The organism is Paenibacillus sp. MMS18-CY102 (assembly GCF_009789195.1).
Lineage (GTDB): Bacteria > Bacillota > Bacilli > Paenibacillales > Paenibacillaceae > Paenibacillus_T.
The window spans coordinates 21,236-32,469 of record NZ_WSTC01000045.1 but is presented as its reverse complement, the minus strand read 5'-3'; the positions used below and the strand labels follow the sequence as shown (position 1 = coordinate 32,469).

The window sequence follows — 11,234 nt, the reverse complement described above, 5'->3', positions numbered from 1 at the left end:
TTTCTCATCGATGAAAGAAAAGTCGATATACTTATCGATCTTGCGGAGCATATGATCAGCAGGAACTAAATCTTCAATGGAGACTAGCTCATAGTTTTGTTGTTTATCTCGATTAGAACGCAGCATGTGACACCATCCGTTCATAAGTTATTACCACTATTATACTATATTAACGCGGTGTCGTGTTAAATTACATGCACATAAGAAAGGCTGCCGAGACTTTCTCGACAGCCTGAAGCCCTCGCCATCGGCGGGGCTTTTTTATGCGGAATTATTATTTTGCCTTCTTTGCTTTTTTGAGATCGTCTTTGAGGGTTTTTAGATCCAGAGTATCGTATTTGGACAATTCAAGATTTGCGGACAGGGATTTCACTTTGTCGTTATCGTCAACTTGGTATAAGCCTTCTTCGAATGAAACAGAAGCATACACATCCCTGATAGGGTCTTTTTTGAGCACGAATAGATATTTCTTATTCTGTTTCACTTTCGTCTGGCCATCATCATTGCCGATAACGCCAAGCTGGCTATAGGTAATTTCTTTTAGTTCAGGATCTCCGTACAGAACTTCATGGATTTTAATCGTTTGTTGAGCCGTATCGAAGCTGAACTCTCCGCCTGTGCTCTCTAGTTTGGCTTGTAGCGGATCAGTACTCTGGCCATCAGACATCGAGACCTTGACGATTTTACCTTCATCCACTACTGTTCCAATAACGATGAGATCGGCCTTTTCGGTAAGTTGGCTAAGCGATTTAATTGGCAAACGGTATCCTTTGAATAGTTCCGATCCAATGACTTTTGAGCTGACATCGGGATTCGTATTATATTTAACAATTCCATTGTCTGTGGCAGTACTCGTTTTAACTACATTAGGTGAGGTGATATTTTTATTAGCGTCTGTGCCATCTCCAGCAGAACAGCCGGTTAAAGCCAGCCCCATGATAAGTGCTCCTGTAATAATAAGGCCACTTCGTTTAGTTAGTTTCATTTTCGATTGCCTCCTAATAGTAGTAGTCCAGATCAGTTCTGTCATGCGCCTGAGGAACCTGCCAGTTTGTTTGTCCTTGTGTCATTATCGAAACAGTACCGTCTGGTGGATGGCCTAACCCGAATACGTGACCAAGTTCATGGCCTCCTACTAACGTAATCATGAAACTTCCTAATCCATCAGCGGCGGGGTTAGTGAATATCTGGGCATAATCAGTTGAGTTCATCGCTGCCGTGGAAAAGCTGACATCGACACCATCGTTAAATACTCGTGTAGTGGCCACCGTGTTGGCTCCCCACTCGGCTGGCCAGCTAGCTTTATTGGCCATATCAACATTTGAAGAACCAAATGCGTAAGCTACAGCGTTTACATAGTTATTTGAGTTCGTGTTCCAATTTGCTCTCATTTGAGTAGTATAGGGCTTCCAACTCGAACTTGCGTAATCGTCGTTAAATTGAATCCTTGCAACGTTATGTCCATAAGAGGAATTGTAGGTTACGTGCTCCCAGCGGAATGCAGTCGATGGCGTGATGTTGTGAGCAGAGGCAGTTGGAGTAATGGCACCGAGTAATGCGATACTGCAAATAAAGCCAGCCAATAATTTCTTTGTATTCATGTTATTCCTCCGGGTGTCATAAATGAATGCTGATTTCTTTTCCAATATAACTGAACCTTATAATGACGGAAATAATCAATAATTACCACAACATTTTGGGAGTAATTAGTATGTTTCTTCTCGCTTCTTTGTGATTTGCTTTCTGTCTGTTAACTAGAATTAATTTGAACAAGGTACCTATTAAACGAGAATTGAAGGACAATCGTTGCAATTAAAAACTTAGCAAATTATACCAGTTGGTGTGTTGTCTCGATGACCATACAAACGGAGGTTAATCTTGCTATTCAGGCTGCTGTTAATAGAAGTTGGGGTTATTTAGATTTCTACTGTAAACTTATCTAACATCAGATAGTTGACACAAATATTGGATCATGATAACTTTAAAACCAAGTAAACTAATATGAATTATATGTATTTTAGTTTAAGAACTAGCAGATAAAGAGGGGTAGGAGTATGAAACATATGATTTCTTCTAAAGGTTGGCTGCGTAAATGGGATTCAAAAGGGTTGAAGCCGGGAATAGCGGTATTAAACCGATTATCGTTTTGGCGTAAATTCATGTTGATTGGGCTGGTAGTGCTGCTGCCATTAATCTTGCTGGCGGGACGGTCAGCACTTAGCTCGTATAAGTCGGCATCCCAAGTACAAAAGCAAATCAATGCGCTGAATGGATTGCGCATATCTTCCCAATTGTTAGGCTCGTTGGCCGAGCATCGAACGCTTCAGGAAACCGCGCGGGCGCACCCATCGGATGATGAACAGTTAAAGCCGGTTGAACAAGCTATCGAACAAAGCATCCAATCGCTTGAGCCGTACATCGTGAAGCAGGAGGGAGAACCAGCCTTGCAGGAGACGTGGTCAGCGCTTCTCAGCGAATGGGAGCATCTGCGGGCAGAAGGGTTGAAGCTGGAACGGATCGAAAGCGCCAACGTTCACACGCAGTTGATCAGCCAGGTAGTGAGTTTGGCTAATCAATTAGGCAGCGCAACGGGCCTTAATCTAGACACGCAGCCTGACATGTTCCAAGCGAAAAATGAAATCATACGGCAATTTCCATCGCTTTTGTTGAAGTGGAGCAACCTGCAGGCAGAGATGCAATGGGTGTTTACCCAATCGATTATAAGCAGCGATGATAAAAGCAGAATCACCTCGGAAACAGATGCAGTAAATGAGGAATGGAAAGTGATTGCCGAGCAATCCGCTGCTGTTGGCCAGAGTGGCGATGGCAGCACGAAAGCGCAAGATGCCCCTGCACGCTTAATAGAAGATATTCAGTCGAAGGTAATCTTGCCGTTCAAGCTGCTCATGGCCAATGAGGAATGGCTGAAGGCATCCGAGGCGGCAACCAAGCAGTTCTACGGGCAATGGAATAGCCAGATCGATTGGACGGAGCGGGGGTTGCAAGATCAGGCGACGGCAAGTACACAAGAAATGCTGCTTATTCAGTTCATCTCTGTTGCAGCGGTGCTGCTGTCCGCATACTTATTCTTCGCGTTGTATTATTCGATCACGCAAGTCGTTTATAGTCTCGAACGGGCTTCACGCAAGCTTGCGGAGGGTGATCTGACAGCTAGTGCCGATATTCAGACCAAAGACGAGCTGCAAGTTATCGCGGACAGCTTTAATCGGGTAGGCGAATCATTCCGTGCTGTTTTGCTCCAAATTACAGAATCATCCCATCAGCTAGCGGCATCTTCTGACCAACTAAACGCCAGTGCGGAGCAGAGTTCGCATGCCACTGAACATATTGCTGGCGTTGTGGAGCAGATGGCAGGCGGGGCTAACCATCAGGTGAATATTGTGGAAGAGAGTGCGTTAACGATTCACGATGTATCAGCCAAAATCCAACAAATTGCGGCGAGTGCCCAATCTGTCTCTAACACGGCCACAATAGCCTTGGATAAGTCCACGGAAGGCGGGCGCGCCATTCATCTTGCAGTAGAGCAGATGGGGGCGATCAGCGAATCCGTCGATGGCTTATCCCTAATCGTTACGCGCCTAGCGGATGCTTCGCAAGAGATCGGCCAAATCACAGAAGCGATTAACGAAGTGTCGCAGCAGACGAACCTGCTGTCGCTGAATGCGGCAATTGAGGCGGCTAGAGCGGGTGAAGAAGGGCGCGGCTTTGCGGTCGTCGCGGAAGAAGTGAAGAAGCTGGCGGAGCAGTCTGCACAGTCTGCAGGCCAAATCGCGGCATTAATTACGGCGATCCGCAATGAAATCGGCAAAGCGCATCATTCGATGCGCGCTGCAACCGATGAAGTTCGAACGGGGATCGAGGTTGTCCATACGGCCGGAAGCCTTTTTGCAGAAATTGAACGTTCGGTTCAAGAAGTGAATGGCGAGGTTAATGAGGTGTCGTCCGCTGCCCATCATATATCAGAAGGGGCGGAACAGGTTGTGCATTCTATCGAGGCTATCGCTGATGTAGCACAGGTGGCTGCGATTGGCACGCAAAATGTGTCGGCAGCCACGGAACAGCAGCTGGCTTCCATGCAAGAAATCTCGGCATCATCCGCGCATCTCACCGTAATGGCGGGACAGCTGCAGATACTTGTAGAGCGATTCAGGCTGTAGGAGCAAGCAATGGGTAAAAAAGGCCTGCGATTCGCCTGTGTGGGGTGAATACAGGCCTCTTGCCGCTTGGCATCAGCGGACTGTATGCTAGGTCCCTGTACAGTCACGATTAGACATTATCGTTAATATCCTCTATAATATATTCACTAAATTATGGCATATTGCCGATATAAAATTTGTATAAATGCATACAGTTGGAGGATCAGGGAACCATGAATTATTTAGCACTGGGGGACTCAATAACGTACGGGCACAGCCCAAAAACAAAGGAATTGCCTTTCCCTATTCATGTTCAAACCATGCTGTCCCAAGCAAATCCGGTTAACCTGCAGCTGCATGCTAAGCCTGGCTGGACGTCTAGCAAATTGCTTCGTTCTTTATCGGTTAGTACGGAGCGGTTCTGCGAAGAGCCTAGGTTGGCAACGATTATCATAGGCGGGAATGACGTTATCAAATATACGTTGCCGCTGTTGACGGGGAAAGTATCGGGGTTAGAAGCAGCATCGGAGCGCCTATACGACAACGTGATGAACATGATTAATCAAATTGCCCATCCGAGCACGACCATTCTGATTGGCACGCTTTATAATCCATTCCCGAACTGGTGGGTGATGGAGACCGTAACCGAAATGATTAATAAAACGATTCGAAGGATCGCGATGTTGGAAAATGTGCATTTGCTAGATTTAGACCGGTTGTTCCGAGGCAACGAGAAAGATTGGATCGAAGGCTATCGGTACGGACGGTTTCTGGACCTAAGGCCAATCGGCAATCCTATTCACCCGAACTTGGAAGGCCACCGGGCCATTGCAGAAGAGATCGTAAGAATGTATCATAACATCCTGTATACAATAAATGCTTCAACCTATGATGAGGCTGCTGTTTCGAGCGAATATTAAATAAAACTAGTGCCGCCCCCAACTGCTTATGGTTGGGGGCTTTTCTTATCGCTTTGCTCCCAGTAGCTCCAGCCTATGTAGAGGCTGGGCGCATACCGGCGTTTGCCAAGTCGGCTAATGGCGAGCTGCATGCGACGGTGTTGTACTATAAGTGCATTGGCTAGAATCCACATGAATAGGATAGCGATGTAAGCCCTGGCTGAATGCGGCCAGGGCTTGGGTGCGTTTTGCGCCGAGGGGCAAATGTGAGCAAACTATTAGCTTAAACCCATAAAAATCAATTTTTAAATCGATTTCATTTAACATTTAATTAGTATAATCACTGATGCGATAAGCAATCTGCAACATACTTGATGCGAGTGAAACACTCGCTAAGTTAAATACATGTTTATGTACATCTGATATGGAGGGTTTAGGTTAATGAAATCGAAGGGGAAGCAAAGCAAAATAAACGCATGGGTGAGCAAGTTGGCGCTGCGGTCATTCAAAGCGAGAATGATCGTTATTTTCCTGCTAATTTCGTTAGTGCCGATGGTGTTCAGTACAATCTTTTTCTCGAATTATCTGAAGAACGTTGTAACCGACGAGATTCACGCCAAGGAAGAGGCGGTCGTGACGGCCAATGTAGCGGCGGTGGATTATTCAATTCAGCGCCAGATTACATTTTTGAAAGAGTTGGTTGCGAATAATGCCGACGTTAAGAGTGGCAATGTGCCGGCAGTCATCGATTTCTTCAAGAAGTTAGAAGCCGCGAACAAAGAAGTGGAGCAATACGTCTACGTCGATAAACATGATATGGCTACTACGACGGCGATGCAGAAAGAATCTGTGGCGGACCGTGATTACACAAAGCAAGCCAAAGCGGCTAAGCTGCCGATCATTAGCGATTTGCTCATCAGCAAGGCAAGCGGCCATCCGATAATCGTTATTTTTGTCCCAATTCTCGATAAGCAGGACAATTATTTAGGCGGTGTATTCTGCTCAGTAACGACCTCGAGCTTGGACACCTTCACAAAGACGACCAAAATTGGAGATTCGGGCTTCGGCTATCTCATATCCCCAAGCGGCATGCTGTTAACCTATCCAGACCCAGCTAAGGCGGGCAAAAATATCGAAGAAGTGTTTTCGCCAAGTGAAGTGGATGCGATTAACCGGACAGTTTTGCAAGAAAACAAAGGGCGCTATACGATTACGGACGAGCAGGAAATCGAGCGGCAAAATAGCTACGACCGGATCCCATCGACGGGTTGGCGTTTAGTGTCAAGCGTGGCAGTAGATGGGGTGTATGCTTCGGTACATAAGGCTAACCAGGTGTCGATATGGCTGGCAGCCATTACAGCGGTTGTCGTAGCTGCCGTTGCGTTATTTATTTCGATGCGAATGGTAAAACCGATCACGGCAATCACGAATGTGGTGAAAAAGTTGGCGAAAGGCGATTTGACACCGCGCCTATCCATTAATCGGATGGATGAGCTAGGGCAGCTTGCCGATAATATGAACCAAACGTTGGACTCTTTCACTCATATCGTAGGGAAAGCGAGCTTTGCAGCAGAGCAGGTGGCTGCTTCTTCGGAAGAGCTAACTGCTACGGCAGCTGGTTCGCTAGGCATCTCGAACCGGATTGTCGGGTCGGCGCAAGAGGTGTTGGGCGCAGGCGAAGTACAATTGCAAGGCGCCGAGCAAACGTCCATTGCAATGAACGAGATGGCAATCGGCGTGCAGCGAATCGCAGAGTCTTCGTCGGTCGTGACCGAGGCATCCTTTAGCTCGCTGCAGGAAGTGCATAAGGGGCGCTTGGCGATAACTGAAGCGGTTGAACAAATGAAGTCGGTCCATCAGTCCGTTGGGAAATCTGCGGAAGATATGCGGGCATTAGAAGCGTATTCGCTGCAGATTGGCTCTATCGTCGCGGTTATTACAGACATTACGAACCAAACCCAGCTATTGTCGCTTAATGCTTCTATTGAAGCGGCTAGGGCGGGCGAGCAGGGCCGCGGGTTTGCAGTCGTAGCGAATGAAGTGAAGAAGCTTGCGGAGCTGTCGTCGTCTTCCGCTGCAGATATTGCGAATTTGATTCGGGAAGTGCAGGCGGCGACAGCAAGGGCGGTTCAGGCGATGAACCAAGGCGTGCTGGATGTCGATAAAGGCTCGGGCCTCATCCATGCCGCAGGGAATATCTTCAATCGAATTTCGCAAACGTTCGAAGAGATATCTGACCAAATCCAGGAAGTGTCCGCAGCATCGCAGGAGATGTCAGCTGGAACGGAGGAAGTGACGGCATCGATGGGAGAAATCGTGAATATGGCGGATAACACCTACCGCCATAGCCGAGACATTTCGGAGGGGTCAGCGCAGCAGACGGTTTCCATGCAAGAGATTTCATACTCAGCTGAACATCTGAGCAATATGGCGCAGGAGCTGCAGCAGTCGCTGGCGCAATTTAAGACGAGATAACGTTGATGCACCCTCCGAGGGTGCATTTTGCATATGTGGAAGCTATTTTTCCTTCAACAAATCTGTTGCGGACCGTGAGCAGCCGTGCAGAACTTTACTATTGCTTGGCCCCGGCTCAGTAGCTAGAATTATGGTTAAAACGGAACGTGAAAGCAGGTTGTGATATGAAGCAGGCTGATGTTAAAAAGGCAGGAGCGGCTGCTCCTGTTAAGAAGCAAAACATAGCTGGCGAATTGTCCAAGCTTAATAAAGAGGAACTGGTTAGCTTGCTTGCCGGTTTAGCTAATGAAATTAAGGAAGTCGAACAAGCGCTTGCGTTGAAGTTCGCAGATGGCGATTCCGAGGAAGGGATGCAGCAATATAAAAAAATAATTCGGGCGTCAATTAAGAAATATGCGGAAAGACATGGTTTCGTCACCTACCGGAATGTTCCTTACGCCGTAGGAGGCGCTGAGAAAGTATTACAAAAAGCAGATGGAATGGCGGAGAAAGGAAATTCCCTTCGAGCAGTTGAGATCAGTCTTTGTGTTATGCATGAGATGGGAGAGTTGCTGCAGGCATGCGACGATTCGGGAGGCATTGTAGGCGGAATAATTCAGGAGTGCCTAGCCCTCATCAGTCAGGCAGTTAGTCAGTTGGCAAATATGCCAAGCAAGGATCAGGCAACGATCTATCAATTATTGCTTAAAGAAGCTGGCGATCCTAGCTTAGAAGACTGGTCTGATTGGCAACTATCGTTGTTGGAAACGGCGGCATTGTTAATATGCACTACTGAAGAGAGGCAGCGTTGGAGCTTCCTTATTGATCAATTAGAGGCTGAAGAGCGGGGCAGCTCCGCGTATAGCAACTATTTCACGGAGCAGGCTGCAGAGCTGCGTTATCAGGTTATCCTCAAATTTGATGGCGGAGACGCTGCGCAGCAATATTTACGGAGCAATCTTGCGTATACGGTTTTTCGCCAGATGGCCATTGAATATGCGATTGAAAATGAGCAGTATGAAGAGGCATTGTATTTGGCTGAGCAGGGTGAAAAACAGGACACAATGAAACGGCTTCCGGGTTTAGTGAACAAATGGAGGGGGTATCGTTACGATATTTATGGATTAACGCATCAGTTGGACCTTCAAATTGCACTGGCTGAGCAATTCGTTCTTTCCGGGGAGTATGGTTATTACATTCGTTTAAAACAATTATACGATGGGGATAAGTGGGCGCAGGCCTGTAATAAGCTGTTAAACCAATTAGAGAGCGAGAGCAGAGGTTGGGTAACGGATTCCCTGTACACCCGTGTACTTGTCGAAGAAAACGAAACGGAAAGGCTGATGGCCTATGTTCGACAATCAAAGGGATCGATCAAGGATTATTACATGTACCTTCTGGATGATTATGCAGAAGAGGTTTATCAGTTGTTTACAACGCTTATTACGGAAGAAACCGCTCATTCTACAAACCGCAAGCAATACCAGAAGGTGTGTGGCGTTATCCGTCTTCTCGTAAAGGCAGGCGGGGGCGTGCATGCGAGGAAGTTAATCGAACAGCTCCAACTCGCTTATCCGAACCGTTCCGCGCTTATGGACGAGCTAGAGAAGGTTCAATTAAGCTGACGGAAATTGGGTGTGGGGCAGCAGATGGCTTGAGTGCCGCAGCGATAGGGATATACGAAGAGAGGATGGTTCCGAATGAAACTCGTAACAATTGACTGTAACGGCAGCTATCATCTTGGCATCAAGCTGGAAGCTGGCGTACTGGATGTGACGGAGGCTTTGAAGGCTGTGCCGGGAGAAGGGTTGCAAGGCGAAGTCGACATGATGGGGGTTATTGCACAGGGGGACCTTTATGTACCGTTGTTAGCGGAGTATGTTGATCGGGTGTTGAGCGGCGAGGCGGGAGAGCGCCGGTTTCTGTATGAGGAATCAGAGATTCGTTATGGACCAGCCGTTACACAACCGGGCAAAATCATCTGCGTCGGCCTCAACTATCGCAAGCATGCGGAAGAAACGAATGCACCAATCCCGCAGTACCCAATTCTGTTCAACAAGTTCGACAATGCGATTGCTGCACATTCCGATGACATTCCGCTTCCGATTCGGGTAACGGAGCAAGTCGACTATGAGGCTGAACTTGCCATCGTTATCGGGAAGCAGGTGAAGTATGTGGACAAGGAGCAAGCGCTCTCCCACGTGTTCGGCTATTGCAATGCAAATGACCTGTCCGCCCGCGATCTTCAGATGCGAACGCAGCAATGGCTGCTGGGCAAGTCTTGCGATAAATTCAGCCCGCTTGGGCCGTATCTGGTTACGGCAGATGAGGTAGGCGATCCGAACGCGCTGGCTATCAAATGCACCGTTAACGGCGAAGTGAGACAGCATTCGAACACATCGGACATGATTTTTCACTGCGACGAGATCGTCAGCTATATTTCCCAGCATATGACGCTGTATCCGGGAGACATCATCTTGACGGGCACACCGGAGGGCGTCGTGCTCGGCAAGCCGGTGGACGAGCGTATTTATTTGAAAGACGGTGATGTAGTGACGATAGAGATTGAGAAGTTGGGCGCGTTGACGAACCGGATGGTGGATGAGAAGTAGGAAACTCCGTCCGCTGCCGCTCAACCTCAGACTGCTGTTCTAACGGACCACACAGTCCTTATTTGATCAAAATCAGCCACATTTACGTTCTAACGGACCGAGCAGCCGTTATTTAGTCCATATTGCCCTCATAAGGCAGCAAAATGGCTAAATAACGGCAGTGGAGTCCGTTACAATTCTGCAATGGGCACTTTGGAGGGCAATAGCGGCTCTGAGGTCCGTTAGAAAAGAGGGTGACTCAAAAGCAGCGCTGCTTTTGAGTCACCCTCTTTTCATTTGCCATTTTACTGTGGATTCGTCGTCCAAATGCCCGCCGTCCGAATGAATACGCGCTGTGGCAGCTTCAAAGCTGCGAGGATCAAATCAGCTACATCCTCAGGCTGCATCATGCGGTCTTCGTCGCCGATTTTTAGTCCCGCGTTTTGCGCGAGCGGGGTGTTGACCGTGCTTGGCGTAAGGGCGGTCACGCGAATATTGGATTTGCGAACTTCTTGCATAAGCGATTCCGTCAAGCCCATGACAGCGAACTTGGAAGCGACATAAGCAGAGCCCGTCGCGAAGCCGCGCTCACCAGCTGTTGAAGCAATATTAATGATGCTGCCGCTGTTTTGCGCAATCATCGTAGGGAGGGCGGCACGCGTCACGTAGTAGGTGCCCATCAAATTCGTTTGGATAATCTGTTCCCATTGCTCTGGGTCCATATCGAGCAGTGTGCCGAATTGGGCAATGCCTGCGTTGTTGATTAAGATTTCAATGGAGCCGAGCTTTTGCACCAGCGAAGCAATCGCTTGGTCGACTTCTGCTTTATCGGATACATTGGCAGTTGCAATGTACACGTTGATGCCGTATTCGCTCGTAAGCGACGCTTGAAGCTGCTCCAGATCAGTGGACGTTCTAGCGAGCAAACCGAGATGAACGCCTTCCTTGGCAAGCGCGATTGCCGTTGCTTTGCCGATTCCTTTGCCAGCACCTGTAATGATGGCGGTTTTGTTTTGTAAAGTCATTCGTGATCTCTCCTCGCTCATAGCTCTATGTATAGGATTGGTACAAGTTCAAGTATGAAAGACATGCACGCCGAATGCAAGTTTAGGGACCGCGGGGTAAGGAGCACA

At 47.9% G+C, this 11,234-nt stretch carries 8 protein-coding genes; 5 read left to right on the top strand and 3 right to left on the bottom strand.

Annotated elements, in window-relative coordinates:
- Positions 1-274: 274 nt before the first annotated feature.
- Both GON22_RS23440 and GON22_RS23435 read right to left on the bottom strand, forming a co-directional pair.
- The gene (locus tag GON22_RS23440; protein ID WP_160398523.1) at positions 275-985 is read right to left on the bottom strand and encodes a hypothetical protein; all 711 of its coding nucleotides are present in this window, start codon (positions 983-985) and stop codon (positions 275-277) included.
- A gap of 13 nt (positions 986-998) precedes the next feature.
- Positions 999-1,601 carry a hypothetical protein gene (locus tag GON22_RS23435; RefSeq protein ID WP_160398522.1) on the bottom strand — a complete coding sequence of 201 codons (603 nt, stop codon included), beginning with the start codon at positions 1,599-1,601 and terminating at the stop codon, positions 999-1,001.
- Between the two features lie 453 nt (positions 1,602-2,054).
- Between GON22_RS23435 and GON22_RS23430 the strand changes: the two genes are divergently transcribed.
- The 5 genes from GON22_RS23430 to GON22_RS23410 all read left to right on the top strand — a co-directional run bounded on the left by GON22_RS23430 (position 2,055) and on the right by GON22_RS23410 (position 10,122).
- Positions 2,055-4,178: a methyl-accepting chemotaxis protein gene (locus GON22_RS23430; protein ID WP_160398521.1), complete on the top strand. Its 2,124-nt coding sequence runs from the start codon at positions 2,055-2,057 to the stop codon at positions 4,176-4,178.
- 212 nt (positions 4,179-4,390) lie between these two features.
- A complete protein-coding gene (locus GON22_RS23425) occupies positions 4,391-5,077 on the top strand; it encodes an SGNH/GDSL hydrolase family protein (RefSeq protein ID WP_160398520.1) in 687 nt (228 codons plus the stop codon).
- Positions 5,078-5,497: 420 nt separating this feature from the next.
- The gene (locus GON22_RS23420) at positions 5,498-7,531 is read left to right on the top strand and encodes a methyl-accepting chemotaxis protein (protein ID WP_160398519.1); all 2,034 of its coding nucleotides are present in this window, start codon (positions 5,498-5,500) and stop codon (positions 7,529-7,531) included.
- A gap of 164 nt (positions 7,532-7,695) precedes the next feature.
- The gene (locus tag GON22_RS23415; RefSeq protein WP_160398518.1) at positions 7,696-9,135 is read left to right on the top strand and encodes a hypothetical protein; all 1,440 of its coding nucleotides are present in this window, start codon (positions 7,696-7,698) and stop codon (positions 9,133-9,135) included.
- Positions 9,136-9,210: 75 nt separating this feature from the next.
- Positions 9,211-10,122: a fumarylacetoacetate hydrolase family protein gene (locus GON22_RS23410; protein WP_160398517.1), complete on the top strand. Its 912-nt coding sequence runs from the start codon at positions 9,211-9,213 to the stop codon at positions 10,120-10,122.
- A gap of 284 nt (positions 10,123-10,406) precedes the next feature.
- On the opposite strand, the gene GON22_RS23405 is transcribed toward GON22_RS23410, so the two are convergent.
- On the bottom strand, positions 10,407-11,126 hold the full coding sequence (locus GON22_RS23405) for a 3-ketoacyl-ACP reductase (RefSeq protein WP_160398516.1): 720 nt from the start codon (positions 11,124-11,126) through the stop codon (positions 10,407-10,409).
- Positions 11,127-11,234 lie beyond the last annotated feature (108 nt).

Bases quoted from the DNA above. Each gene is read 5' to 3' on its own strand.
- GON22_RS23440 (WP_160398523.1), bottom strand. From the start codon at position 985: ATGAAACTAACTAAACGAAGTGGCCTTATTATTACAGGAGCACTTATC.
- GON22_RS23435 (WP_160398522.1), bottom strand. From the start codon at position 1,601: ATGAATACAAAGAAATTATTGGCTGGCTTTATTTGCAGTATCGCATTA.
- GON22_RS23430 (WP_160398521.1), top strand. From the start codon at position 2,055: ATGAAACATATGATTTCTTCTAAAGGTTGGCTGCGTAAATGGGATTCA.
- GON22_RS23425 (WP_160398520.1), top strand. From the start codon at position 4,391: ATGAATTATTTAGCACTGGGGGACTCAATAACGTACGGGCACAGCCCA.
- GON22_RS23420 (WP_160398519.1), top strand. From the start codon at position 5,498: ATGAAATCGAAGGGGAAGCAAAGCAAAATAAACGCATGGGTGAGCAAG.
- GON22_RS23415 (WP_160398518.1), top strand. From the start codon at position 7,696: ATGAAGCAGGCTGATGTTAAAAAGGCAGGAGCGGCTGCTCCTGTTAAG.
- GON22_RS23410 (WP_160398517.1), top strand. From the start codon at position 9,211: ATGAAACTCGTAACAATTGACTGTAACGGCAGCTATCATCTTGGCATC.
- GON22_RS23405 (WP_160398516.1), bottom strand. From the start codon at position 11,126: ATGACTTTACAAAACAAAACCGCCATCATTACAGGTGCTGGCAAAGGA.